Source organism: Mesorhizobium sp. M0954, from assembly GCF_040319155.1.
Lineage (GTDB): Bacteria > Pseudomonadota > Alphaproteobacteria > Rhizobiales > Rhizobiaceae > Mesorhizobium.
In genome coordinates this window covers 21,352-47,192 of sequence record NZ_JAMYNR010000018.1, presented here as the reverse complement: position 1 = coordinate 47,192, position 25,841 = coordinate 21,352, and the positions used below count along the sequence as shown (strand labels likewise).

Below are 25,841 nucleotides of genomic sequence, written 5' to 3'. Positions count from 1 at the left end.
GTACAGCACTCGTTGGACCGAAAACCGGTCGTCTGCGTGCACCGAAGCGGTTACGATTTGCCGCGCCATGCACAGGCTCAAAGCGCATTCTGAACAGAGCTCAGCATCGCCGTGATCGCCTGTTTGTACTTTGCGAACTCGGGCGACGTCTGCCGGACCTCCGTGGTGGTCGTCGTCTGCTGGCCCGCCGTGGTTGTGGCTGGGCTCAGCTTCCGACCCATCTTTCTTTCGGCCCAGTCCGCGACATAGCTGGCGGTCTTGCCCGTCAGAAAGGGATTGGCCTGAATGACGGCTGACCCGAGCACGGCGCTCAATTGCGCCGAACCCGATGCCGACAGCACCTGATGCGCGCCCTCCATGCCGAGAAAATGGCAGAGATAGAGCCGGCCGGCTGTAATCTGGTGGCCGCGCGCCCGAAGATAGGCTTCGCCTTCTCGCGCCAGATTGCGAACCATCTCGCGCGAGATCGTGGCGTCGTATCGCAGGGCGAGCAGGTCGGCAGTCGAGAGTGTGCGTGCAAGTTCGGGGCGGTAAGTGTTCATCATCCGGATCCAGGTCTTTGTGATGAATTGGCCGGCGCCGGTCGCTGAAGAATTTGGGTTTTTGGCACGGGCGCTGCCGCCACTTTCGACATGAACGATACGGTCGGTGAGCGTTTCCACGGCGGAAAGATCCGAAGCGACCGCGGTAACGGTGCCCAGTGGGTCGATCGCCGCGCCATTCTGATAGAGTTCGAAATGCAAATGCGGTCCGGTCGAAAGGCCGGTGGTGCCGATATAGCCAATGATGTCGCCAGCCTTCACGTTGGTGCCGACGCCGCCCTCGATTGCGAATTTCTGCATATGAGCGTAGCGCGTCTCGCGCCCGTTTCCGTGCGAAATCTTGACCAGATTGCCGTAGCCGCGCCCATCGCCCTGGAAGCTGATTTCGCCATCGAAGGCGGCTGCGATCGGCGTGCCGACCGGCGCCGCCCAATCGACGCCCTTGTGGATGCGAACGGTGCCTAGAATTGGATGCTTGCGCGGCCCGAAGGTCGAGGTCAAGACCCCGTTGACCGGTGTGACCATGCCGTTGGTGACCGTCAGCGAGCGGACCTGATCGTCGCCTGTCACGCATGCAAACTGGCCATCGCCCTGCTGGAAGACGAAACAGTCGAGACTTTTTGTCGTGCCCTGGACACCCACATATAGCACCCGCCCGGCGCCTTCGTCCTTGCCGCGCGGCGTCTGCGAATAGATCAGTACAAGACGCTGGTCCTCGCTTGCGAAAGCGTCCAGATCCTGTCCTCTCGACAGATACATGATCGCTTCGCCGATCACGCCGGTCGGAACGCTGTTGCGTGCCGCTGTCGAGTAAATCGCGTCGAGCAGACGATACTGCCTTTTGTGTGCGCCTTCTTCCGGCGCACCCGAGTAGTTGAACAAATCTTCGCGTACCCAGGGATCAGCCCCCGAGACGAACACGCCTGCGCCATCGCGCGTCAGCGTCCCGACAAAAACGTTCTTGGCGTAGATCGACACCTGCATGAGGGACATTGTTGTCGTCTCGCGGTTGGGTCGGTATCCACGCAGGGCAACGACATAACCCGGTTCCAGGCCGTCCCGGCTAAAGAGCGCCTTCAGGGCCTCGCCTGCCAGCCTGGCGTCCTCGGCGGAGAAATGCGCATCGAGCGCAACGCTGTCCAGACTGCGACTGTTGAGGATCTTCACGAAAGTGTCTTCGGTGGCCTCGAACCGCTGATATTCATTCGTGACAGTTGCGACGCTGGTGTTGTTTTCGATCTGGGTCTTGTGGAACGCCGGAAGAGCTGCATCGCCTGCATCGATTGTTTCACCCCAGCCGGCCTCCGGGTCGTCGGCTTCGGCCAGTTGATCGGCAGCAGGCGCGGGTTCATCCGGGGCAGGAAATGGCTGAAGATTGTTCTGCAGATCGCTGGAGGCTGCTGGAGCCGTCTTTCGTTGCGCCTGGAAGAATGCAAAATCCTCCTGCGTCGACGGTATGGTGGTCATGAATTTCTCGCTGGCGCTAAGCATGACGTCGGACAAAATCTCGATCTGTGGCGAAACCCCTGCCGGGTCGAGTTCTGCCGGACGCGGAATCACGCGGCCTTTCGTTGATGCGCCGTTATCGGGTGCGAGCGTGATCCACATAGGGTCCCCCGCCAGGCCGATAATCGCAGGCACGTAGACAGATGCATCGGCCGGCACATCGTCGGCTCCTTCTACCGCGCGCAACTCCTCGTCTTCGTCGCCAAATGACCAATAGTCCGCGGTGAGGTAGAAGCCGACGGCGATCGAACACAGGAAAATCAAGGCGAAGCCGGCAAAAAGCCTGCGCCAAAGCGTGCGCCGGCGAAGGGCGGCGCGCGCCTGCTTTTTCGCCTTGAAGCTGGTGTCGATCGCGTGCGTCACGGAGTGCTTCCGGTCAGGAAAAACGTCCACCGCACCTGTTCAAGTGTGTCGACTTCAACAAATCGCGCCGCGATATGGCCGCGCTGCCAGCACTCGTCGATGCCGCGTATCGAGAACCGTCGACGCTCGATGCACATTTCGGTCGACCCGGTCAGGATCGCGTGGCCAAAAACGTCCGTGGCGTAGATGTAGATGTAGCGGTTCGTCAGTTCCTCGCGAATGACGTTCACGCACTGATTTGCGCCGATGGTCCACCAGCCATCGGTCTGGTCGGCATTGTCGATTGTCTGGCCGATAGCGAGGTTGACGACGTCGAGTGTCTGATTGCAGACCGTGAATTCGGCGCGCGCTTCATTGCATGAGAGCACGGCCAGGAGTGCCGCGCCCGAAACGACCGCAAGCCTCATGCGGCCTGTCAAGACAAGCAACGCTCGAAACCGATCGCGCTGCTTTATGGGCAGGCCGTCAGACGAGCGGGGCAAAGGCGAGCGGTGGCGTTCCATCGGGCGGCCATGTTACCCGCCGAGCCGGAAATATTTGGCACTGGCCGAGAACTGAGACCCGTTGGTCTCGATTTCTTCGAGAATTTTGGGCAACAGTTGCGAGGCCGGCATTGGCGTAGAGAACGCAGCCGCCTGAATGTCCTGGGGGCCGGTGATCACCATAATGATCTGCGGTACGGCCTTGCCTGCAGCCCTGTCGGCGGCGCCGAGGCCGATCGGGATGCTGAAGGTGGCCTTGTCCGACTGTATGACCATGCGGTCGTCGAGGTTGAACATCATGCCTTTGTGGTCGATCAACAGCACGCTGGAAATGAGCCCGCCATGCGTCACCAGCGTGCCGCTGATCGGCGTGCCGTTCGGCACCGATGTTCGATCGAGAACCAGCTGCGGCTTGACGACTGCAGTCTGGCCCAGAAAGCGCAGGAAGTTGGTGACTTCGCACTGGGGCGGCTCGATGAGGCGCACGCTTATGTCCGGTTCAACGTGGAACTTTGCCTGGAAATCAGTCAACATTTGTTCGAATGGATGAACCGCCGTTCCAAATCCTTCGATGGCCGCCGTCTTGTCGGTTATCGACGTGACGGCCGCATAGAAACAGTCGCCGCCGCTGAAGTCGCGAACCCACGAGACCCGTTGCGCTACGTCGTCGATGACCGGAGGAACTTCCGGCTTGGGCACGTTCAAGGCGACCGTGGCCTGGTCTGGCTGTCTGGCGGCTTGCTGGTCGGCCTGCTGCCCCTTTGCGCTCATCGCATCCGCCTGGCCTGCAGCCGGCTCGGGAAAGGGCGCGGCCGATTTCGCCTCCGCCGGCTGGCTTGCCTGTCGTTCAGGCTTTTGGCTCACCGCGACATCGGGCTGAGGGGCTGGCGGCGTTAAAGCTTTTTCGGCTGGTGGAGCGATTGGAGCGATCTTGCTAAGCGGGGGAGGCGTCTTCGGGCTGCCGCCGGCCGCGATGTCGGGCTGAACTGCCGGCGACATTTTTTCGGCCGGCGGCTGTGCCGCGCTTGCTGACGATTTCGGTGTTTCCCTGGCTTGCAGGGGGATCTTGGCGAGCTCTGCCGGCTGCGGCTTTTGGCTCTCGGCGACGTCGGGCCGCGGCGCTTGCGGCGTTGACGTTTTTTCGGCTGGTGTTGGAGCTGGAACGAGCTTGTCCTGCGGCGGAAGCGTTGTCGGGCTGGCGTTGGCAGCGGTATCGGGCTGAATTGCCGGCGCTACGTTTTCGGCCGGCGGCAGCGCTGCGCTAGCTGATGGCTTCGGGGCTTCCCCGGTTTGTGGGAGTATCTTGGGCGACTCTGGCGGTTGCGGCTTTTGAGGCGCAGCCGCCTCTGCCTGATTTTTAGTTGGCGATGCGGTGGTCTGCGTTCGCGGCTGCGCGGGTGGAGCTAACTCTGGCGGCTTAGGAGCGTTCGCAACATTATCCGTCGCGACCGGCTTTGATGCCTCTGGTGCGGGCTCTGATGGTTCTGGGGCGGACAACGATGTCGTGCCTGCGCTCGGCTTGGTAGGCGTCATAAAACCGCTGACATAGAGGCCAGCAACCGCGGCGAGAGCCAGCGTCGCGAAGGCAGAAATCGCGATGGTTCGGGTCTTTGTGGATTTTCCAGGCCCGCCCCGCGCGCCCGCGCGTGGCGGGCTGGCGACTGCTGAAGCCCGCGGTTCGGACAGCAGCGCAGGCCGGACATGCGGGACGAAGCGCTGCCCACCTGAACTTGCCGTCACAGGCGCGTCACGCCCCAAATCATAGGAAGGCTGGGCCTTGAACTCAGGCGCAAGGGTTTGCCCCGCTCGTGGCAAACCCGGCCGATCGCGGGTCGGGACGAACGTTGGTGGCGTTGTCCCTTCGTCCTCGTCACGCGTCATTCTGGCGATTTCCGCCATGCTCACCGGGCGGTCTCGCGGATCCGGCTGCAGCATGGCTTCAACAATGCTACGAAAATCGTCCTCGATGTCGGACAGGTCGGGCACGGTCCGGCGCTTTTCGATGATCTCGAATTGCGACCCGCTCATGTCGATCGGCTTCCCGCGCAGAGCGGCAACCAGCACCAGCCCCAGGCTGTAGATGTCGGATTGCTCGCTGACGTCGCCGCTGTACAGCCCCAGCTGTTCGGGCGAAACGTAGTTGTACTTTCCCGCGAATTTTCCGCCGATCAGGGTCTCCCCGCCGACGGTCGCCGATCGCGCAATACCGAAATCGATGATCTTGGCGTGGTCGACTCTACCCCCTGGCAAGATGATGTTGTCGGGCGAGAGGTCGCGGTGAATTGCTCCCGCTTGATGCACGGCGCTCAGACCCGACGTGAGGCGATGGCAGAGCTTGCGTACCTCTTCAGTCGGCATCGGGCCACGTCGCATCATGTCGTACAGCGACTCGCCGTCGACAAATTCCATGGCAAGGTAGGGACGGCCGATGCCTGGATCGATGGTGAAGACGTGATATCGCACGACCGCATCATGCGACAGGTGATTGAGGATTGACGCTTCCTTGCGGAACAAGGACAAGATCGTCGGGTCGCGGGCAAATTCGGGCAGGACGATCTTGATCGCGACGTGGTCGCCAGTCTGGATGTTGTGGCCACGGTAGACCTCGCCCATGCCACCGAATGCGATCCGCTCGTCAAGTTCGTAGATGCCGCTGAGTTGCGTGCCGACGGCGGTATTGGCCAGCTGCGGCGATATTCGCGTCTTGTCGTCGGCGCTCATCAGCCTCAACCCTCCGCTCTGGACAGATCAGGGTAGGGGGGGTGTCCGTTGTGTCCGTTTGCGAACTTCACCAGCACAATGGTGACATTGTCTGTTCCGCCCCGCGCCAGCACCATTTGCAGCAGATTTTCGCAAGCCGCCTGAGGCGTCGCAGACACCACCACGGCCCCGATCTCGGCGTCGGTCAAATGCGCCGTCAGCCCATCTGTGCACAACACGAAGATGTCTCCCGGCATAATTTCGCCTTGCTGGAAATCGATGACGATTTCGTCGCTGACGCCGACGGCATGCGTGATGACATTGCGGCGCGGCCAGGTGAGCGCCTCGGCTGCGCTGATCATGCCGCGATCGAGAAGTTCCTGAACTTCGGTGTGGTCCCTCGAGATCTGCGAGATCGAGGCATCACGGACCAGATAAACCCGGCTGTCGCCCGCCCACAGGCAGGCAAATCGCCCATCCATCGCCAACAGGGCGGCAACGGTGGAGCCGATGGTTATGCCGCGAGATTCGGAGATCCTGCGGATCTCGGCGTTGGCGCGGCTCAGCCTGTCTTCGAAGCGCGCACGAAGATCCGGGGCGGAACTGGCAATGCCGATCGTGGCCAGATGATCGACAATGCTGGCTGAAGCGACCTCTCCGGCTTCATGTCCACCCATTCCGTCGGCCACCACCCACAGGCCGGTTCGTGGCTCGACTAGATAGTTGTCTTCATTGTGCTCACGGACACAGCCATTGTGGCTCACGCCGAAGCTTTCAAAGGAAAGGGCGACATCGCTCACCTTGCCACCAAGCGCTTCTCAAAGCGTCCTCTGCGGCGCACCTTCAGGCGCTCGCTGCTGCCACTTTGCCACAGGCTGGAATATTAAAGTATCGAAATTTAGCTTTGAGCCCGTGACGCGGGATCGCAGCAGCTTTGGCGCCCTAGTTGCACCAGGTGAGGCTCAAATCCTCTCAAAACGCCTTCGGGCAGCTGAATGCGGAAAGTGCGGGAAGGAAGAAGGGGCTGGGTCCGGAACCGGTCTGGATCGTGTAGCTGACGTCGCGTCCGCCGATTACGAAGCGCGCCTCAACAGTGCCGTCATTGCTGGTGATCGTCGCCTTGTCCAGCAACCTCTTGAGCGACCACGGCCCTTCGAAGCTGATAACGGATTCGCGGCCCGGCATTTCCGGCATCAGTCTCAGACTGGCGGATGCCGAGGCCGCACCGCTCGGCCAGGACACCGTGCTTGGCGTGTTACCCGCCTGATTGCTCTGGACGATCTGGCCATCGACGTCGAGCACCGCAGTATCTGCATCACCGTTCAGCGAGAACGGGGTAAAGGTCAGGTTGACCGACGGCATTGACCCACCCGACGGGAAAAATGCGCCGCGGATTTCAGCAGCCAGCTGAAAGTTTTTCAGCGTCGACTTCGACAGGTCGCGCCCAAAGCGCGCATCCCGTTTCCAGCTCCAGTCCTGGCCGCTCATGTCGATCAAGGAAGCAAGGTTTTGTGCGAAGAACCGGTCCATCAGGCCGCCTGGAGAGAACAACTTGGCGAAGTCCGCCATCGCAATATCCTCGGTACCATCGCCGGCGAAGGGGTAGCGGCCGTTGACCGCCTTCTCGCAGGGCTGCGTCACGGCCTGGTCGAGCATCTCGTTCAAATTCGTCAAGGAAATTTCAGCCGCGTTGCCCTCAAATTCGTCTGCAGTTGCGTTGACCATTCTGCCGAGTTGCTTGGGCAGACGCGATGCATTGGCGCGAAGGGTGGCTATCTGCAGCTGCAGGTTGGCGTTGACACGTTCCGTCTGCAAGGGGCCCTCGGTTGCCAGTTGCAGACTCTGGTGGATGTCGCGAAAATTCTGGGTCAGCGCATCCATGGGTCGGTGTCCAAAAGGACCGCTTACCAGAGCCTGGAAGGACCTGAACTGCGCTTCGATGTTTGCCCCAGGGCTCTGGCTTTGAAATTTCGCGGACCCCGTACCGGCACGGCTTTGCGACTTTGCGGAGCTAATTTGAATGCCGATGCGAGCCAGGCCCTTGGCCATGTCCGCGACATCCTGGTACTGGCGCATGAGGGTGCCGGCTATCACCCCAGTGCCCGAGTCATCGCCGGAGACAGGGTCGCGCGCCAGGGCTGTTTCCTCGGCAATCGCGGTAAAAAGCTGTTCGATCGGCGAGCTTGGTGAGGCAACGGCGGAAAGCGCGACATAGTTCGGCTTGTCGTTCAGCATGGCTTTGAATTTCAAACCATCGAGAACGCTGTTCCACGCGGCTGCGAACTCCTTGCCGTAGCGGTCGAGAAGTTCGGGGCCGAGCTGGAGCAACTCCTGATCGATCCCACCTTGCTCGCCGCCACCGCCCAGGACCCACTGGTCGTCGACGAGTGTCTGCGCAATGCGCGAAAGCTGTCCGAGATAAAAGTTGTTGAATCCGGCATAGGTGTAGAGACCGGGAATACGGAGCTTCGACAGATCGCCGCCATCGACGCGCTCGAACACAAGCTGCGCTTCCGGCCCGCCTTTTTGCGAAACAGAAAAATCGTCCAGCGCAGCCGCGTACACCGCCGACTTGATCAATGCGGACGCACGATCGGTAAGGCTCATGCGCCCGAGTGAACGTTGGGCGGCTTCCACAAGCGGCTGGTTGAGTTCGAAAACCGGATCATAGGCATCGTCCAACGCAAGCATGGCGCGCAGGTGCTTTTCGAGCTGCGCACGTCCTTCGCGGTTGCTCTCGCCTGGATAACGGTTCTGTTCCCAATCCTGCTTCATCCAGGAGATGATCAATGCGTCATCGACCTTGGGTGCCTTGCCGCCGAGCATCAGGTAGATCTTGAGCGGTTCGTAGAGCGCGGCGGGCTCAGCCGTCGTCGCCTGGACGGTCCGCTCCGCCTGAACAAGCAGACGCGACCGCAACATTCGTTCCAGTGCTTGCCGGTAGGCCGTTGTCGATGCCGAAAGAAGCCTTTCCCGCTGGCTAAGGCCGACCGTTTCCTCGATCGGGGTCGGTAAGTCACTGGTTTCAAAACCGGCCGGCATGTTGCGCAACTGGTCGAGCGGCCCGATGACGTTTTCAAGGTCGACATCGGTGACCGTCGTGCTTTTGAGCAGAGCGTCGGCTGTCTCGCGATATTGGCTCGTCGCCTGCGTCGTGGAGGAAATCAGCGAGCGGTTGGCCATGAAGCTCATCCCGAGCGCGCCAAGGGCCGCTGCAGTGATCAAGGCTATGATGCCAAAGCCGCCATATCTGAGGGCCGCTGCCCGCCTCTCGCTCGCTCGGTCATAGGAAACCCATCCGGATTCGGCGAAAATGACATCAGTCAGGAGATCGTGCAAAAAGAAGCTCTTGCCGGTCCCGGACAGGTGGGGGCGGGAATTGTTGCCGAAACTGCGGCCGATTGCGCCCAACACTTGATCGATCGGCGTTCCCTCTTGGGTCCCCGACGAGAAGTAGAGCCCACGCAAGCTGACGTTCACTTGGCTACGGACCGGATCGAACAGGCTGGTCACGAAATTGGCAATTCGGCCCTTGAGCGCGTAAAACTGGGCCGGAAAGCCAAAGATCGATATGCGCGAGACCGGGTCAGGCTCTTCCTGCAGGCGATCAGGCATCTCGTCCGCCAAGCGGATCGCCAGTGCATCCAATTCGGCCGAAGCCTCACCGGCCATGTTCTTGTTGCGGTCCGTGGTCTGGAATGTCGCGCCCCAGACCTTGCGCCTGCGCGGCTCCTCGAAACTGCCGAAATAATCCATGAAGCCGGCAACAAGATCGGCCTTGGTGAACAGCAGGTACACCGGAAACTGGATTTTCAGCGTCTCGTGGATCTCCCTCAGGCGACTGCGTATTTCAACGACATGGGCGTCAAGCTGCTGGTCATCGAGGCTGATGAGATCGGCAAGGCTGACGACCAGGATAACCCCGTTGATCGGTTGTCTGGTGTGGTGTTTTTTGAGCAGTGACAAAAACGCAAGCCAGCTCTTGCTGTCGCTTCCAGCATTGGAATCCTGCGTAGTGTAGCGTCCCGCCGTGTCGATCAGCACAGCCTTTTCGGTAAACCACCAGTCGCAGGAGCGGGTGCCGCCAACACCGGCCACCGGCTGGGCGTCTCCTGAACCGGCAAGCGGAAAATTCAGACCCGAATTGACCAGTGCCGTCGTCTTGCCGGCGCCCGGCGGGCCAATGACGATGTACCAGGGAATGTCGTAAAGGAAATTGCGCTTGCCGCTCGACCGCTTGAGTGTTGCGATGGCCTCACTCATGCGCGCCTCGAGCACCGGTGAATCGTCATTGCGCCCGTCGTTGCGGGCAATGACCGTCTCGAGCGCTTTTTGCGCCTTTCTCACATGCCAAGCGCGCACTCCGTAAACGAGGGCCGCGGTCGCCATGATCGTGCCGATGATTGTCGCACGCAACCAGACAGGTCCCAGCGGCCGGATATCGGCGAAGCGGATCAAAGGTCCAGCAAACCAGATCGCCGCCGCAAAACCGGCCAACGCGGCCGTGCTGAATATCCGCGGCAGCCAACGCATCATTGGCGTTTCCCACCGGCGGTGTTCACAGCGTTTCCTCCTTGAGGATCATCACGTCGACACGGCGGTTCTTGGCGCGGCCCTCGGACGTCGCATTGTCGGCAATTGGCTCATCTTCGCCCTTGCCCTCGGCGGTTACTCGCGAGGGATCGCTAAGCTTCGCGGCGATCATTGTCTCAACAGCCTTCGCGCGGGCGACCGAAAGGTCAAAATTCGATTTGAACGTGCTTGATTTCCGTGGTTTCACATTATCCGTGTGGCCAACGATCGTGATTGGCCCTGGCTCGTGCTCAAGGGCTGCGGCAATCTGTGTGGCCAGTGGCAGAAAGTCGGGCTTCACTTCGGTCTTCCCTGGCTGAAACAACAATTGATTGTTGATCTCCACTACGATGAAGTCGCCTTTTGTGCCGATGGTCATCCCGCCGAGCTCGACTTGCGTGGACAGTGCTGAGCGGATGCGGTCGATCTGGCCGGTCACCGCAGGCGAGGCGGCTGTCACCGGTTTGGCGAGTGGGGGTACCACACTGGCGCGCTCGATCGTCACAGTCGTCGAGGGATTGAGCGCCAGCAATTGTCTGGCTGCAGCATCGCCTTCATCGGTCATGAACGCCCGCAACGTGAAAAACGCGGCCGTCACCAGGGCTGACGCCGCTGCAGCAACTCCCCAGAGCGGCAGGCGGGTCGAAGACGGCACCATCATAGCGGCCATGCCTTGCCAGCGGGGGGAGATGTCCTCTCCGGCGCGGGCCCTGAAGTAGCGAAGCGTCTCGTAGACGTCGCGCCGCACAGGTTCGAGACTGGTATCGTCGCGCGCCAGGCCACGATACTGGCCCTCAAATCCCAGGGATAGGCAGACATGCATCAGCTCGAGCAGGTCTAAGTGTGGCTCAGGATTGGCCAGCACCTTGTTCAGTGCTTCGTAAAAGCCGCCGCCGGTGGGCTCGATGTGAAAGAACCGCGACAGCATACTGTGCTGTGCCCAGGTGTCCTCGCCGGCCCAAGGCAGGTTGCCGACAAGATCGTCGGCCGTTTCGCAAAGGGCAAACTTCGCGATCCGCGCATCCTCTTCGGCAACCCCTGACTTCTCCAGCGTCCAGTCGAACCTCTCCATCGCCTCGGCGATATGTTGGGCCAATGGCGCCGCCTGTCTTTCGACCGGCACGAGCCTGAGATGCCCGAACAGGACGAGCAACGGTGCTGACCCAGCGAGGATCGGATTTGCCGTCGAATATTTTACCGTGTCTGCGGCGCCGAGCAGCACCTCCTGCTGAATGCTCGGCCTTGACCCGGCCGCCTCGGCTCTGACCGCTGTACCGGACGATGCTCCCTGATAAAGAATGGTTCCGGATGTCCAGTCCGGCGGCATATGCCGACCTATGTCAGGATCGAAAACTGTCGATTCCTTGACATGCGGGGGCGCGACGGTCTTCGCAATCGGTTCGTTTGCGGCTGGTTTCGCATTCTGCCCGCGTCGTGGATTGGTGCGGATGACGGTCTTGCGGACCGGGCCGAAAGGATCGTCCTTCGAGCTCATCGCCGATATGCCGCTGCCGTGCAGTGTCCGCGCTCGCGTGCGAGAGGCGCCAGATCTTTCCTGGCTGGATAGGGCAGGCAATGGTCCTTCCGGCAAGGCGGTCCGGAGCTACAAGAAACAATGGCGCCGCAATGTGACATTTGCCGCAGACCCCCAGGTCAATCAGGCTTACCCGCTTGGCGAACTGCCGTATGTGATCGTAGTCCCAGATGTTGTCGATTGGAACATGATGCGGCGCGCCGATGCGTTTTTCTTCGTCTGCTAAAGCGCCGCAGTCTGTTGGGCCGGTCTATTTTTGCTTGTCAGCTTTTGCATACGCTTCGCCAAAATAGGCCAAGAATATATCAAGCATGCCGTTTTCGTGTGGTTCCTCCATGCTCCTCCACGTCCCGACAAACGCGTCCCATGCTTGGGCCTTCTTCGAGGTAAACGATGTCGGCGGGAGCTTTTTACCGATCGCCTCCGGCGAAAGGTCATCAAGCAGTCGCGAGAGCGCTGCTTGCATGGCGGCATAGGTGGCAAATTCGTGCGCCTTGAGATCGCGGAATGCGTCCTCGACGCTGTGCCTGGCATCGAGATAGCCGGCCCTGCGCCGCGCGAACATGATTTCAAGTATGTCGTCGGTGCCTGGGACAAATTTGAGAGGATTGTTTTCAGCGGAGCTTATCATCGTCCGGTGTGGGCTCTTGGCTAATGTCTTTGCAGCCGCACGTGCCTTCAGCAGCATGGCCAGTTGCTCGACCACCGTGCGCAGCACCGCGCCGATTTCGGCAGCGACTTCATGCGGATCACGCAACTGGAACAATTCCGGCGAAATGCCTGCGGCGATTGCAATTTCCCGCAGCACCTCGTCTGTCGTCGAAGGCAAGGTTGCAGGCGGCGACGATGTCGATGGCGGCGCTTGCCCGAGCCATCGCTCTGCCGAACTGAAAAAAGGCTCGCCTCCGGAATCGGGCAGCCGATCGGCCGCGACCGGCATGTGTCGTTGCGTCGAACCTCGGTCAGCCTCCGGATGACCTGGCGTTGCGTGCTCGTCGTCAATCGATACAAGGATGACATAGCGGCCGACCAGGAGCCTGTCGCCGTGGTCTAGCCGGCGCGGACCGGTGATGCGTTGGCTCGATCCATTGATGAAAGTGCCATTGCGCGAAATGTCGTGCAGCCAAAACGCGCCTGCCTCGTATCGGATCTGGCAATGCCGGCCGGAGATGAACTTGTCAGGGTCGGGCAAGATCCAGTCGCAATGTTCGCGCCCGATTTTGAAGCTGCGATTACGCGATCTGTAGCCGGGCGACACGCCAGCGGGCAGGGCATCAACGTTGCTGATCTGCAGACTGATTAACATGCGAAATCGCCTGTGTGATCGCTGGCGGCCTTGCCGACAGGATACTCCATGTTTTTAGCGTGGCTAATCCCAATATTCGCATCCCAGTCGGTCCTATTCGTGGTCAGCTTTGGCCTGCACAACAAACATGTGGTACGCTCGAAATGGACTGGCAACCATCAGGGTTTGATGTGATTTCGAGTTCCTGATTAGGATCTTGCAAATCCACTGGGCTGGCCGCCAGGCCGAGGAGGGGCACGACCCATGCCAAATGAACAACGTGCCACGGTTGTGCAAACGCCAGTTGGCGCTGAACTGTTGACCTTTACACATCTCGTCGGGCGCGATGAGATCAGTCGTTGTCTGGCCTATACGGTCGGGTTCGTGAGCCCCAGCCACGATATCGATCCGCTGGAGATGCTGGGTGGCCCCGTCTCGATCGAAGGTGAAGCCAACCCCCAGCGCTGGTTCAGCGGCATCGTGTCGGAGTTTCGCCTCACCCGGATCGAGGATCGACTGGCCTATTACGAAGCAGTCGTCAGGCCATGGCTCTGGTTTCTCGGCAATACTACCGACTGCCGTATTTTCCAGAACATGAGCGTCATCGAAATCGTCGAAGAGGTTTTCTCGAAATACAGCACGGCAAAATTCGAGAAACGCCTGCAAGGTTCCTATCCGCCGCGCGAATATTGCGTGCAATATGATGAGACCGATCTCGACTTCGTGCAGCGGCTGCTCGAGCACGAGGGCATCTTGTATTTCTTCGAGCATGGTGAGGGCAAGCACACGCTTGTGCTCGCCGATGCCATGAACAAGCTCAAGCCGGCGCCGGGCTATGAAAAAGTGCCGTACCACTTTGAGGGGCAGGGCTCCCGGCGCGATGTCGAATACATTACCGAATGGATTCCGGGCAGCTCCGTGCGGCCGGGCGCCTATGTCCATACCGACTATGACTTCAAAAAGCCGGGCGCCGACCTGATGGCCAAATCGGCCCAGCCGTTCAGTCATAAGCTGGCTACGGGTGAAAATTACCGTCAGCCCGGCGCGCATCTCGAAGTAGGCCGCGGCGACAGCCTGGCGGCAATCCGGCGCGAGGAAATCCAGGCGGTGCACCAGCGCATCGCCGCGGTTGGAACCGTGCGCGGCCTGTATTCAGGCTGCACGTTCAAGCTGGACGGTTTTCCGCGCGAAGACCAGAACCAGGAGTATCTGGTGGTCAGCGCCGAATACAGGCTGTTCGATCCGGGCTACAGAGCCCTTGCCGATGTCGAAAGCGAAAACTTCAAGGTGATCCTCGGCGTGGCGCCGACCGCCTTGGCCTATCGCCCGCCGCGGGTCACGACACGGCCGATCATGCGCGGCCCGCAGACGGCGACGGTGGTCGGCCCGTCCGGCGAGGAAATATTCACCGACAAATATGCACGGGTGAAGGTGCAGTTCCACTGGGACCGTCTCGGCAAGAAGGACCAGAACAGCTCCTGCTTCGTGCGGGTTTCGCAGACCTGGGCCGGCAGCGGCTGGGGTTTCATCCAGATCCCGCGCATCGGCCAGGAGGTGATCGTCGACTTCATCGAAGGCGACCCGGATCTGCCGATCATCACCGGCCGGGTCTACAACGCCTCGCAGATGCCGCCCTACGGACTGCCGGGCAGCGCCACGCAATCCGGCTGGAAATCCGACTCGTCGAAAGGCGGCGGCGGCTACAACGAGCTGATGTTCGAGGACAAGGCCGGCTCCGAACTGGTCAATTTCCAGGCGCAGAAGGACCACAACCTTCTGATCAAGAACGACCGCACCAAGCTTGTGCAGCACGACCAGTCCGACCGCATCGACCACGACGCCAAGCACTCCGTCGGCCACAACCTCGACGAGGACGTCGGCAACAACAAGACGGTCAAGGTGGGCGTCGACCAGACCACGGATATCGGCAACAACGATACCGAGACGGTGGGGGTGAACAGGTCGCTGACGGTCGGATCGAACGAGACGATTCACGTTGTGGCGAATTCGACCGAGAATATCGATGCCAACCATTCGCAGACCGTAGGATTAGTTCAAACAATCACTGTTGGCGCGGCTCGTATCGATTCGGTCGGCGCCGCCGAGACCCGAACCGTCGGGGCGGTGCAGATGAACACTATCGGGGCGACACGGTCGGTCAGCGTGGGTCTCGGCCAAAGTCACGACATCGGCGCTTCCGACAGTTGGAAGATCGGAGCCAACCAGGGCATCGACATAACTGGCAACCAGAGCGTCAACATCGGCGGTGGGCAATCAACAGAGATCGGCAAGGCTCGGACAGCCAAGGTAGCCGCGGATGATATCACCGATATCGGCGGAGCCCACGCGCTCAAGATAGCAAAGGGCAGCGGGATTACCATTGCCGAAGACGGCTCGATTGGTGTCGGGAAGAAGCTGGTCATAGACGCCGGAGACGAGATCACGATCAAATGCGGCGACGCCTCCATTATAATGAAGAAGGATGGAACGATCGGCATCAAAGGAAAGGACATAACAATAACCGGCAGCGGCAAGATATTCGCCAAAGCGTCCGGTGACATTGTCATGAAGGGTTCGGAAATCAAACAAAACTGAGGAAACCGTCAGGTGGCAAAGATCATCGAACGAATCGAAGGCGTCGTAATCGGGATTTTTCTCGGTTTCGGCGAAGGTGGCCCGCTCGTTGTGTTTCCGGGCAATCCGAAGGATACGGCCCTTCCGGCTCGTAGTCTCGCTGAACTGAATTCCGATATGATTGGCTCCGAGGTCGCATTGTTGTTTGAGGACGGCGACCTAGGCCGGCCACTAATTGTCGGGCGTATCGTTGAACCAAAGGGAAAATCTGTAGCTCCTCATGTCGTCCGCGACGGCGAACGGGTGAGAATCACAGGCGAGGAACGCATCGAACTGCGCTGTGGCAAGGCCGTGATCATCATGGAAAAGGATGGCCGCATCACCATTCGCGGCACCTATGTGACGAGTCATGCCAGTGCCGCGAATCGTATCCGGGGCGGTTCCGTGAATCTGAACTGATGCCGGCGCCCATCCTACGCGAAATCGTCCGCCAGCACGCCGAAATGGCGGCGTTTCTATGGACTGTCTACGACTACAATCTGCTGCATCCCGGCGAAAATCCCGAGATGGACGATGAGCGGATAGCTAGATTGGTCGAGAGACTAGAAGCACATCTGGATGGGCTGCGGGTGGCCGGAGATGCGGGAAAGGAAATCGTCAAGGAGCGCTACGACGAGTTTCCTGAGGCTGGAGAGCTTTTCGTCCTTCGAATGCTGACGACCAGATCGACTGTTCGCATCGTCGATCTCAATCTTGAGAAGGTTCGAAAATATCTCACCAATGCGGGCACATCGGTTGCGGCTAGCGTACGTGCTCCTGGTCAGTCTGGTATTTCCCTCCCAAAGAAATAGCGAACTCCCGGTCTGAATTCGAACAGGTCGACTTCGTCGAAGAGTTGCTCAAGGGCAGCGGCCGCAGGTTTTCGGTTCAGCTGAATATTCTTGTAAAATTGCGAAAGGTCGAATCCGGTGAATGCCTCTATTAGGTTTCTGGCGGTAACGACGTCTTCGTTGTCATAGGTCTCCCCAAGGGTATTCAACAAATTGAGCGCCAGATCCTCAATGTTTACGGGCTTGCCGTAGAGAAAGGACTGGCGCGAAGAATTAGGAAAATTTGCACGGATCTCATCGATTTTTAGCTCAACGGCTTTCGCGTATTCAACTACGTCATATTGGCGACGCGCAGGTTCATACTCATCGATCGAATCCGGCACAACTTGCGGTCCATCGAAGATATCTCCGACCGAAGCCTCCAAGGTGATCGACAAATGGTATGGAAGGTCGGTATCGCTGTCGACGGTGACTTCATCTCTGTAGAACCAGACCGCCTTCTGCGTCGCATCCAAAATGCCGCTCCTTGAGAGAGCGATGCAGAGCCATTCAATGGATTGGCTATCTTGCTGCAGCGATTGGCGAATTGGGTCCGCCACATCCAGGAGCAAGGTCCTTGGTGTGACGTACGGCAACAGCGCAAACGCGTCGATAACTACTTCCACCGAGGGGGAGGCTTCGAAGACTGTTGGAAACATTGCAGATGATGCGAAGTTTCCCTTCTTGCACTCTTCAAATATCTGCAGCAGCCGCGCTCCGGCTGGCGTCGAACGGCTGCGAAACTCGTTCGTCCCGAAGTGGAAAAGTTTGCCGCGCGCCGAGAATGTCATGGATAAGGGTTTATTCCTTGAAGCGTGCCTTGCGCCTCATTGATTTTGTCGCATTCGCCGGAAAGGGCGCCTTGGCCTATCAAGTTCTTGGGGGAATCGGGACATCCACCGGCATCTATGGGGGTCATGTGGTGCACTTTGCCCGTGTTTGTTCCGGTGCCTTTGCCGTCCCGTTTTATTATCGCTTTTTTCACAGAATCGGTAATTCCAAGTATTTTTGTACGGACATGATGCAGTATGTCGACGTGAATAAGGTCTTTTTCGTTCTTTCTTCCAGCGTGCTTGGTTTCTAATTCTCTCTTCTTTTCCGGGTCTGCTTGCTCAAGAATTTCGGAATAGCTACGCGTTCCCTTGAAGTGGACACCGCAATCTTTATCCTCCTCATGCAGATTTGGGCATTTTTCTCCCGTTGCTCGTGCATTTGCTACGGTCTTAGACGCCTCCTTGCGTTTTTCGTACTGATCCCACGCTTTCATGCGAGGCACCAAGCCTAACGTACCGGCTTTGGCTGTTTCCTCAATATTGACGATCTTAGCATTCGCCCGCTGCATGCGCTCCTTGTAGTATTCGGCCTCGGGGACAGTATCACACATCTCGCCGTTGGCTTTCACCTGATTGGCGTGGGCGGGTTCTGTCCCGCAGCACGGGCACTTGGTCTTTGGCGCCGACCCGCCACCAGGTCCCGGTCTCCCCACCTTAGCCTGCGGAGGTGTGTTTCCAACCTGATCGCTTGTATGATTGTTTGTCGAGATATCTGAGAACCGGCTGACAGGGAGGCTGTCCGCCTTTACATTGCTTGACCACGCTCGCGCGTATTCCTTACTGGTGTTAGTGGACGAGATGACTCCTTTCTTGGCTGCGCTGCCGGCTTCCGTGCCAGTGGTCTTGCTGTAGTCCGATTTGTCCTTTTGGGTGATGTTCTCTCCGCCGATTTTGACGGTACCGGTGCCCTTCTCAGTATCCGAGTCCATTCCAAATGACGGATACGGGATCGGTACCCCTGGCGGTGTCGCTGGATTTTCGGGCGGAGTGAAACAGACATCTGGAAAGGCCGCGATGACCTTGTTGCCCTGGGCCTTTGCGGCCACCTCCAGTCCGTTGGCGAAGACAGTCACCAGGCGGCCCTCGCAGCCAGCACGGCAGCTCCACAAGCGCCTGCATCGTTGGAAGCCTCGACAAGCACCGGGTTCCCCGTCGCGTAGTTCTTTCTTGCCGCCATTAGTGCCATTCCGAGCATCAGAGGCGTGACCGCCGCACCAACATTGCCGAGGGTTTCCGCAGGCGACCACAGATCCTGGGACGGACACGGATTGCGCACCAGCCGTATCGATGCCAGCGCCGTCTGCTTAAACCAATACTGTTCGCCGATGAGATCTGAAATTCGATAGCCGAGGCGGTTCATCTCTATTCCAGTCTCACCCAACGCATGGCGATAAGCGGACGTCATACCGTCCGCCCTGAGCGGCAAGTCTTGCTTGTTGTAAATAGAGGCCGCCTCGCGCGAAAGGCCTAGTCCCGCTAGCCGAAATCCCCCCCGCCTCGGTGGCCCGCACAGGACTGCCGCCGCCGCTTCCCCAGGAATAAACCCGTTTGGATTGTCGGACGTTAGGAGTCGACGCTCCTTAAGGTAATACGTCGTGGCCAAGGTCGTCAAATAGCTATCAACGCCGGCAACCATCACGTATGGTATTTCGCCCGATACAATCATCCGACGCGCATGATCAAGCGCCACGTGTCCGGACGGTCGCCCATGGGCAACCACCCGTGACCGCGAATGCTTTTCGACTTCGGTGATCTCGGCGATACGGTCGAGCAGACGCAGCGTGCTTCTTACCGGCCGCCCTGGGCGATCTTCCTCTGCCAAGCAAAGGATCAGCGCGGCTTGCCCACGCGCTTCCGGAACTTCTTCGAATGCCTCGACAATTGCGCCTGCGGCGAGATGCGCCATTCGTTTCTCGCCGATCCAATTGCGTGGCAGAGGTACCGGCGCGCCGATCAGCCACTCGTCATTCTCATCCTTGAAACGCGTTTCCTGAAAGCCATCAATCCCAGCCCGGATCGCTGCGCAAGCCGATGGTGCGTCAAGGCCAACCGCCGTAACCATGCCGACCGAAAGAATGTCGAGTGCCGGCCTCACGTGTTCTCCGCCTTCTGCGCCGCAGTCGTTTCATCGAAGCGAGAATAAGCACGAGCCGCAGCTCGTATCCGCACCATTGCCTCGGTCGGCGGGCCGATCCAGCATTCGCTGAAATCGAGAATAGTACGGTGAATGCGCTGCGATACGCGCCAGACCAACGAGAAGCGTCTGTTCTCCGGGTCGAAGAGGACAGTGTCTGGAAAGGTGACGCGCTCGGGGGCCTTCTGCCTACCCTCGAACAGCGTCAACGGCAATGCTGTCGATGGCAGCCGAAAACTCACCCGCCCGTCAGGTGTCAGATTCACCAGTTGCACTTCTTCGCCACCTCTTGGCAGGTCGATCTGCTGGTCCGGCGGTGCCATCTGGAAGTAGCGCTCGTCGAAATCCTGGGGCAGGAAGGGGAAGACATTGTCGATCCAGTTCTGGTCATAGGTGCCGCCAAATTCGATGCGTCCCGGCCAGCCGCGGCCCATCGGACCGAAACTCATCGGCTTATAGTCGCCGAATGGCGAGCGGATTTCTTCACCGACAGCTTGCGTATTCGGTAGCCGCAGGCCGGGAATGAGGCGCTGGTTCTTGGTTCGCGACCAGCCGGTGCCGACCGGGTTGTATTTGTAACTCGCTGGCAGTTTGTCCTCTGGATCGAGCCGGTCGGTGCCACCCCAGGCGACATCGTAGGAAATTGCCATGCGCAAGAAGGGCTGTGGCGACGTGGCAGTAAACACTGGCCCGACGGAGCGCCACTCGCGGTGGCCCACGACCTCGAAGAGCTTCGACCAATTGCCCACCTTGATGCCGACCGGCACGCGTTCGGCCGGACGTCCTCCCGGCGCATAGGCAAAGGCATTGGCAATCACGTCACAACGCGGCTTGCGGAAGGCGAAATCGGTTTCCCATAACGTGGCCGAATAACCAGGCACGCCGGTGTGCGTGTCGGCCATGACCAGCGGAATCTGTTCCACCGATTTTTGTACCGGTCCGCCGGGCGTGGCGGGAAAGTCGAACGTGCCTTTGACCACCACGACGATCCACTCATGGCCGGCCTTGTCCATGCCCATGGTGAATTCGTGCGGATACCCCATCTGGTTCCAGATCTGCATCAACTGGTCTCCCAGTTGGCGGCAAAGATCTGCTCCAGCGTAGCTTGCGGCGACAGCGGATCGACGTCGAAAATGTCCGAACGCGCTGTCCACATCACCATATCGCTGATGACCTCTTCGCCCGGCTCGACAGGCGGTACTGGCAGTGCGCTTAAAGCGGTATCCAATTCGTCAGGCGTCAGCTCGCCCTGCTGGGCGGCGACGGCCGCTTCTTCGATCCCGGAAAACCACGCATCGGCGCGAGCCAGCTGAACGGAAGCCTCAGAAAGCTGCGCGACGACGCTCAACGGAAACTGCCTGCCAACCCTATCGACGCTCTGCAAGATAATGCCCGCCGCCGCGTCGACAAAGCCCGGACCCGTTAGGAACCGTAGCGCCGTGCCGCGCGGCCAGGTTTCCGAGCCCATCAGCGGCACGATGTGCTGCGCCAGCCAGCGGTCCCAGACGCGCACAAAATCCCCCGGCAGCCGCCGCGTGACGAAATCGCCGGTGGCAGGCATCTTGCCGTAAAAGCCGGGCAGGATCAGATCTGCGGCGGACATGAAAATTTCTTGAACATTTGCAGGTTGTAAGGGTTTTCGACGCTGGCGGCCTTGAGTTGGAAATCGGCGTACATGGCTTTGGTGCCCAGGCGCAGGCTGTAGACGTCCGACAGCGAGGTGCCGGTGAAGCGACCGCTGCGCAACATTCTCAGCCACGCCCAGCTGCCGGTCTCGTTGAGCAAGATTTCGGGCGAGCCATCGATCGGCTGGAAGGCCAGCGAGATGACGCCTGTGCCGTCCTTGCCGGGCCACGTCATCGGCTGCGGCCTTGTTGCATTGTTATAATAGACGAGGTTCTGGCCATCGAGATTGAGCGTCACGCGCGCGACATTGGGCGACAGATCCTTCGGTTCGAGCGTGAAGCTCATCAGCGGGCCTGTGCCGCCGGGAAAGAGATCATCGCGGATCCGCCTTGCCTGTTCAAACGCGGCCAGTGCCGAGGGGTCGAGGCCGAAATCGGCGCGCCATTTCCATGGCTGCGCCGACGTGTCGACATAGCTGATCAGGTGGTCGTTGATGAAGGTGTCGATCAGTCCTGCCGGTCCGAACAGGCGGGCGAAGTCGCGGACATTGACGTCGACGGCGCTGTCCGGGCTGAAAGGATAGCGGTTGTTGAGTGCTGCCTGGCAGAACGGCAGGATGTCGGCGCGCCAGATGGCGTTGAGCTCCGAGGTGACCGCCTTCTGCGTCAGGCCACTGGTATCGCCGGCAATGCCGCCCAACCAATCGTCGATCGGGTCGGGCAGGATCTGCGCCTGTCTGGCAACCGCTCCAGTCAGTTCGGCGAGGCCGCCCTGCTTCTTGATGGCGTCCTGAGGATCGGGATTGGCCGTCACCGTCTGCAGCACGTTGGACAGTGCGGTGAGCGCGACGATTGCGGCGTCGAGCGCCGGCGGCTGGCCCTCGACCTCGGCAACGGCACCCTTGAGCGGCTTGAAATGCTCGGCTACCAGACTGCCGGTAAGATCCACTTCGTCGGCGGAGCCCGCACGCGGCAAAAGCTTTGCTCCGGTTTTTACGATCTTGCCAAGCTTGCCCAGCTTGCCGAGCAGTTTCGAGCCACCTGCCGCCGCGGGCTTGTCGTTTGTCGGCGCTTCATCGGATCGCGTAAGCTCGGTCTCCTGGACCACCGCGGTAACCAGGCGCTTCAGCGCGGAGTCGGCACTTGAAAGATCCTTGAGGTTCTCACTGGCGACGTTGAGGTCGGTCAATGGCGCGAGCCTCATGTCGCGCAGGAAGCTGTCCCATTGCGCGATATAGTCGTCGTAATAAAGCTTCAGAATATCCTCTGACAGCGCCGACACCGAGGTTTCGGAATTTTCCGAGCAACCGCCGGCGAACACCGCCCGGTCGAGTGCTGCCTGGGCGGCGACATCCTCGACCCGGTCGAGAATGGCCTCATGGAAGCCGGCATAGGTGAACGCTCCCGAAATGCCGACCCGAAGCGTCTTGTCGGAACGCCGCGCAAAGACCTTGGCGCCGTTGGGGCCGGCGAAGTTGGCAGGAATCCATTCCTTGAGCGCAGCCACCGCCGGGTCGGCCAGCAGCTGCTTGTAGGCACGCGCCGGCAAGGAAATCGTGCAGACGGTTTTCAGTGCCTCCGCAACCAGCGCCTGGTCCGGGGCGATATAACTGGCGTCAACCGCCATGCGACGGATCGCGGCAAGCTGGTGCTCTTCGGCGTCAGCTGTCGGAAAGGGGGCAGCCGCGGCGAATTCAGGCAGACTGTTGACCCACCAGCTCTGGGCGAAGTCTGGATCCATCTGAGAAAGGCCGGTCATCATGCGATAGGTCTTCAGCGCGCCAAGCATGAAGTCCGGATCGCGGATCTGCCGCCACATCGTCGCCTCGAGCAGCGCCACCATGTGCGGCTCGAGAACGTTGCGCAAAGCATGGTCGTAAGTGTCGGTCTGTGCCCGCACCAATTCCGCCGAGGCTGATGGCCCCAGCAAATCCTGTGCCGCGCCAGGCGGCGGGGTGCGGGCATTTGCGACCTCATCCATCGCACCGAGGGCGACATCGATGGCAGGCTGTTCTACGGATGCCGGGTTTGCCGCGGCCGAGGTCAGTGGCGTTTGCAGCGCCTCGAACTGGCTTGCCTGGGCCGTGATCGCGTTGCGGTTGTCGTAATAGGACCAGGTGAATAAACCGCTGACCAGCAGGGCGGCTGCGGCACATGCGGCGGCCGCGCCACGCCAGATCCAGGCGCGGCGGCGTTGCGCCAGCGGATCGAAGGTGCCGAGGCCGGCTTCCTTGAAGATGACTTCTGTGAGCAGGTTCTTTAGGAAGAAGCTGCGTTTTTCGACACGCGGCGCGGCCAACGCCCGGCGCGGCGGAAGGCCGAAGGAGGCAGACAGCACTGCGGTCAGCCGATCGATGGGCGCCCCTTCCTGGGTCGCCGACGTCAGATAAAGGCCACGCAGCCAGGCGGCCTCCTCATACCGGCTTTCGCCGAACATCGCCTCGATCAGTACCTGGATCGGCTCGGACAGGCTGGCGAGTTGGGCGGGAAATCTGAAGATTTCGGCGCGGGCAGCAAGCTTGTCTTCGTCCTCCAGCCGGGGCACCAGCCGCCGCTCGAGCTCGGTTGCTAACGTCGCGATTTCCCGCTCGATGGTCTTTGCATCGACATGCGCGTCGAGTGCGAACGTAGTCCCCCAGACCTGCTCGCGCGCAGCCGTCGACAAACCGCCGAAGAAAGGCTCGAACCCCTTGATCAGGTCGGCTTTTGTCAGCATCAGATAGACCGGAAGGCGGATTTCGAGGCGGTCGTTGAGCTCGGCCAGCCGACGGCGGATCTTGCGGCCATGCGCCTTGATGGCGTCGTCGCCCTCCGAAAGCACATCGATCGAAAGCGCGACGATCACCCCGTTGAGCGCCCGACGGCCCCGGTGCTTCTTCAAAAGGTCGAGGAAGCCCAGCCACTCCACTGCGTCGACGTCGGGTTGGCTCTCCTGTTGGACATAGCGGCCTGCAGTGTCGATCAGAACCGCACTCTCCGAAAAGAACCAGTCGCAATTGCGCGTGCCGCCGACCCCTTGCAGGTCGTCGGTCAGGTCGATCGGAAAATTCAACCCCGACTGGCGCAAGGCCGTGGTCTTGCCGGTGGCCGGCGGTCCGACGATCACGTACCAGGGCATCTCGCGCAGGAACTTGCGACCACCCAGTTTGCGGCGCTTCAACTCGGCCATGACTTCGCCGAACTTGGCTCCGACGGCAGCGACATTCTCTTCGCCGGGGCTGAGTGGCTTGTCTACCGCCGGCGCGGCGATTTCGGCGACGAACATACGGTTGGCACGGATCGCCCGACGCTGGGCGGCGATCAGCCAGATCAGCCAGAAGATGACCAGCAGTGCGATGATGACGATGCGCACATTGTCGGAGGCGAAAGGGTCGTAGGGCCCGACCCTGACGATCGGCCCGAATACCCAGATAACCAACGAAAGCAGCGTGATGCCAATCAGTGTCCACAGCCAGCGCGATGTCAGGACCGCCCAGAGGAAGCGCAGGATGAACATCTCACAGCCTCTTTTCGACCAGCACCTCAACGCGCCGGTTCAGGGCCCGGCCCTCGCGCGTGCCGTCGTCGGCCACTGGATCCGTGGCTGCCCGGCCCTCGGAATGGACGCGTTCCTGCGGCACTCCGTTTTGTACGAGCATGTCGGCAATGGTCTGGGCGCGAGCCTCTGACAGTCGCTGGTTGGTCGACAGCGGATTGGTTCTTTGCAGAGGGACGCCGTCCGTATGTCCGACCACAGTGATGTTGCCGATCAGGTCCTGATTGGCCAGGATCACCTTGGCGATCGAGCCGATCAGCGGCTCGAATCCTTCCGTCAACGTTGGCCGCGACGACTGGAACAGTTCGGGATTGGAGGCCTGGATGACCAGCTTGGCCAGCGAAACGCTCTCCGTGCCGCTGAGAGCCGATCTGAGATTGCCCGGCGCGCCGGCCTCAAATTCGGGCAGCAGCGCGAAATCCACAGTCTCCGGCGGCGGGACATCGACGGTTGGCGATACACGGCTGATGTCGCCACGGGTCGGCGGCGGCAAGGCGCGGACCAGAGCTGAAAGCTCAACCGCCTGGCTGCTTAGTCCCATCGAGAGCCCGACATAGGACGCGGTGGCGATGACCGCCGCGGCCAGGGCCATCACCCAGATCGGAACGATGAAGCGCTGCGGCTCGTCGGATGCGATGACGCCTTTCCAGTTCGGCGACAGTGGTCCATTCTCGGCGTCGGCATCGCGCAGGAAACGTGCCGCGGCCACACGAACGGCATTGAGCGAGCGATCGCCCGACCGGCCGGGCACGCGATACTTGCCGCGAAAACCGAGTGCCAGGCAGTCATACTGAAGTTCCAGCAATTCGCGATCGCGGTTCGGATGGCGTTCCAGTTCGTCGAGCCGTGTGAAGAACTGCGTGCCGGCGTCGACGTCGCCGCGCAACATGACCACAAGCGGCTGACGCGGCCATGCGCTGGCCCCGCCCCAGGGCGTGTTCAGGGCCAGATCGTCGAGCAAGGCCGCCACCACCCATGCTGCCTGATCGGCCCGTTCCATCGACGACCCCGCCGCCATTGCCGTGTCGCGTGCCCGAACCAGTTCTTCGAGCAGCCGAGTGCGTAACACTTCCGGATTCTCCGGTGGCAGCGCGCTTTCAAGCTCAGGCGCAAACTCGAGCAGGGGCGCGAAGGCGTTAACAAGGCCGTTCGGGTGGGTGCGCGAGCGTTTTACCGGCCCGCCGGGCAAGGATGCCGCCATCGGTCGCGGCATCGGCGTGCCGGTCAGCCTGATGCGAGTGCGTTCGCGATCCTCCGACAGTCCGAAAGGATCATCCCGGCTCATGG

The 25,841-nt window shown here is 60.4% G+C and carries 17 protein-coding genes; 3 read left to right on the top strand and 14 right to left on the bottom strand.

Features of this window, described 5'->3' with window-relative positions:
- Nucleotides 1-77: 77 nt before the first annotated feature.
- The 7 genes from NKH93_RS22910 to tagH all read right to left on the bottom strand — a co-directional run bounded on the left by NKH93_RS22910 (nt 78) and on the right by tagH (nt 13,005).
- Nucleotides 78-2,411, bottom strand: coding sequence for a M23 family metallopeptidase (locus tag NKH93_RS22910; protein WP_352972204.1), 2,334 nt, complete (start codon nt 2,409-2,411; stop codon nt 78-80).
- Nucleotides 2,408-2,818 carry a DUF1036 domain-containing protein gene (locus tag NKH93_RS22905; protein ID WP_352725114.1) on the bottom strand — a complete coding sequence of 137 codons (411 nt, stop codon included), beginning with the start codon at nt 2,816-2,818 and terminating at the stop codon, nt 2,408-2,410. Before NKH93_RS22905 ends, NKH93_RS22910 begins: the two co-directional genes overlap by 4 nt.
- 108 nt (nt 2,819-2,926) lie before the next feature.
- Entirely contained in the window at nt 2,927-5,614 is a 2,688-nt protein-coding gene (locus NKH93_RS22900) for a serine/threonine-protein kinase (protein WP_352972202.1), read from the bottom strand.
- A gap of 5 nt (nt 5,615-5,619) precedes the next feature.
- Nucleotides 5,620-6,393, bottom strand: a complete 774-nt coding sequence (locus tag NKH93_RS22895) for a PP2C family protein-serine/threonine phosphatase (protein WP_352692841.1) — start codon at nt 6,391-6,393, stop codon at nt 5,620-5,622.
- A 172-nt stretch (nt 6,394-6,565) separates the two neighbouring features.
- Nucleotides 6,566-10,129, bottom strand: coding sequence for a type VI secretion system membrane subunit TssM (gene tssM, locus NKH93_RS22890; RefSeq protein ID WP_352972200.1), 3,564 nt, complete (start codon nt 10,127-10,129; stop codon nt 6,566-6,568).
- Nucleotides 10,130-10,151: 22 nt separating this feature from the next.
- Nucleotides 10,152-11,660: a type VI secretion system protein TssL, long form gene (gene tssL / locus NKH93_RS22885; RefSeq protein ID WP_352972198.1), complete on the bottom strand. Its 1,509-nt coding sequence runs from the start codon at nt 11,658-11,660 to the stop codon at nt 10,152-10,154.
- A gap of 289 nt (nt 11,661-11,949) precedes the next feature.
- Nucleotides 11,950-13,005, bottom strand: coding sequence for a type VI secretion system-associated FHA domain protein TagH (tagH, locus tag NKH93_RS22880; RefSeq protein WP_502896479.1), 1,056 nt, complete (start codon nt 13,003-13,005; stop codon nt 11,950-11,952).
- Nucleotides 13,006-13,248: 243 nt separating this feature from the next.
- On the opposite strand from tagH, the gene NKH93_RS22875 reads away from it, so the two are divergent.
- Genes NKH93_RS22875 through NKH93_RS22865 form a run of 3 tightly spaced genes read left to right on the top strand, consistent with a single transcriptional unit; the run spans nt 13,249 to nt 16,409 of the window.
- Nucleotides 13,249-15,579 (top strand): type VI secretion system Vgr family protein, encoded by a 2,331-nt coding sequence (locus NKH93_RS22875; protein WP_352972192.1) that lies wholly within the window; start codon nt 13,249-13,251, stop codon nt 15,577-15,579.
- Between the two features lie 12 nt (nt 15,580-15,591).
- On the top strand, nt 15,592-16,017 hold the full coding sequence (locus NKH93_RS22870; protein ID WP_352692836.1) for a DUF6484 domain-containing protein: 426 nt from the start codon (nt 15,592-15,594) through the stop codon (nt 16,015-16,017).
- Nucleotides 16,017-16,409, top strand: a complete 393-nt coding sequence (locus NKH93_RS22865; protein ID WP_352746843.1) for a hypothetical protein — start codon at nt 16,017-16,019, stop codon at nt 16,407-16,409. Before NKH93_RS22870 ends, NKH93_RS22865 begins: the two co-directional genes overlap by 1 nt.
- Here NKH93_RS22865 and NKH93_RS22860 read toward each other — a convergent pair.
- From NKH93_RS22860 to icmH, 7 genes are read right to left on the bottom strand one after another with little or no spacing between them, the layout of a single operon-like run.
- On the bottom strand, nt 16,379-17,218 hold the full coding sequence (locus NKH93_RS22860) for a hypothetical protein (protein ID WP_352972190.1): 840 nt from the start codon (nt 17,216-17,218) through the stop codon (nt 16,379-16,381). The genes NKH93_RS22865 and NKH93_RS22860 overlap by 31 nt on opposite strands.
- On the bottom strand, nt 17,215-18,333 hold the full coding sequence (locus tag NKH93_RS22855) for a DUF4150 domain-containing protein (protein ID WP_352692830.1): 1,119 nt from the start codon (nt 18,331-18,333) through the stop codon (nt 17,215-17,217). Before NKH93_RS22855 ends, NKH93_RS22860 begins: the two co-directional genes overlap by 4 nt.
- Complete coding sequence (locus NKH93_RS22850) at nt 18,330-19,355, bottom strand: beta-ketoacyl synthase N-terminal-like domain-containing protein (RefSeq protein ID WP_352725107.1); 1,026 nt, start codon at nt 19,353-19,355, stop codon at nt 18,330-18,332. The genes NKH93_RS22855 and NKH93_RS22850 overlap by 4 nt, the downstream gene beginning before the upstream one ends.
- The gene (locus tag NKH93_RS22845; protein WP_352692826.1) at nt 19,352-20,455 is read right to left on the bottom strand and encodes a DUF2169 family type VI secretion system accessory protein; all 1,104 of its coding nucleotides are present in this window, start codon (nt 20,453-20,455) and stop codon (nt 19,352-19,354) included. Before NKH93_RS22845 ends, NKH93_RS22850 begins: the two co-directional genes overlap by 4 nt.
- Nucleotides 20,455-20,997, bottom strand: coding sequence for a type VI secretion system-associated protein TagF (tagF, locus tag NKH93_RS22840; protein ID WP_352972188.1), 543 nt, complete (start codon nt 20,995-20,997; stop codon nt 20,455-20,457). Before tagF ends, NKH93_RS22845 begins: the two co-directional genes overlap by 1 nt.
- Nucleotides 20,979-24,515, bottom strand: a complete 3,537-nt coding sequence (gene tssM / locus NKH93_RS22835) for a type VI secretion system membrane subunit TssM (protein ID WP_352972186.1) — start codon at nt 24,513-24,515, stop codon at nt 20,979-20,981. The genes tagF and tssM (NKH93_RS22835) overlap by 19 nt, the downstream gene beginning before the upstream one ends.
- Nucleotide 24,516: 1 nt before the next feature.
- Nucleotides 24,517-25,839, bottom strand: a complete 1,323-nt coding sequence (gene icmH, locus NKH93_RS22830; RefSeq protein ID WP_352972184.1) for a type IVB secretion system protein IcmH/DotU — start codon at nt 25,837-25,839, stop codon at nt 24,517-24,519.
- Nucleotides 25,840-25,841 lie beyond the last annotated feature (2 nt).

Excerpts from the sequence above, each read along its gene's own strand:
- NKH93_RS22905 (WP_352725114.1), bottom strand. The coding sequence starts at position 2,818 with ATGAGGCTTGCGGTCGTTTCGGGCGCGGCACTCCTGGCCGTGCTCTCA.
- NKH93_RS22900 (WP_352972202.1), bottom strand. The coding sequence starts at position 5,614 with ATGAGCGCCGACGACAAGACGCGAATATCGCCGCAGCTGGCCAATACC.
- tssM (WP_352972200.1), bottom strand. The coding sequence starts at position 10,129 with ATGATGCGTTGGCTGCCGCGGATATTCAGCACGGCCGCGTTGGCCGGT.
- tssL (WP_352972198.1), bottom strand. The coding sequence starts at position 11,660 with ATGAGCTCGAAGGACGATCCTTTCGGCCCGGTCCGCAAGACCGTCATC.
- tagH (WP_502896479.1), bottom strand. The coding sequence starts at position 13,005 with ATGTTAATCAGTCTGCAGATCAGCAACGTTGATGCCCTGCCCGCTGGC.
- NKH93_RS22875 (WP_352972192.1), top strand. The coding sequence starts at position 13,249 with ATGCCAAATGAACAACGTGCCACGGTTGTGCAAACGCCAGTTGGCGCT.
- NKH93_RS22865 (WP_352746843.1), top strand. The coding sequence starts at position 16,017 with ATGCCGGCGCCCATCCTACGCGAAATCGTCCGCCAGCACGCCGAAATG.
- NKH93_RS22860 (WP_352972190.1), bottom strand. The coding sequence starts at position 17,218 with ATGACATTCTCGGCGCGCGGCAAACTTTTCCACTTCGGGACGAACGAG.
- NKH93_RS22845 (WP_352692826.1), bottom strand. The coding sequence starts at position 20,455 with ATGCAGATCTGGAACCAGATGGGGTATCCGCACGAATTCACCATGGGC.
- tagF (WP_352972188.1), bottom strand. The coding sequence starts at position 20,997 with ATGTCCGCCGCAGATCTGATCCTGCCCGGCTTTTACGGCAAGATGCCT.
- tssM (WP_352972186.1), bottom strand. The coding sequence starts at position 24,515 with ATGTTCATCCTGCGCTTCCTCTGGGCGGTCCTGACATCGCGCTGGCTG.
- icmH (WP_352972184.1), bottom strand. The coding sequence starts at position 25,839 with ATGAGCCGGGATGATCCTTTCGGACTGTCGGAGGATCGCGAACGCACT.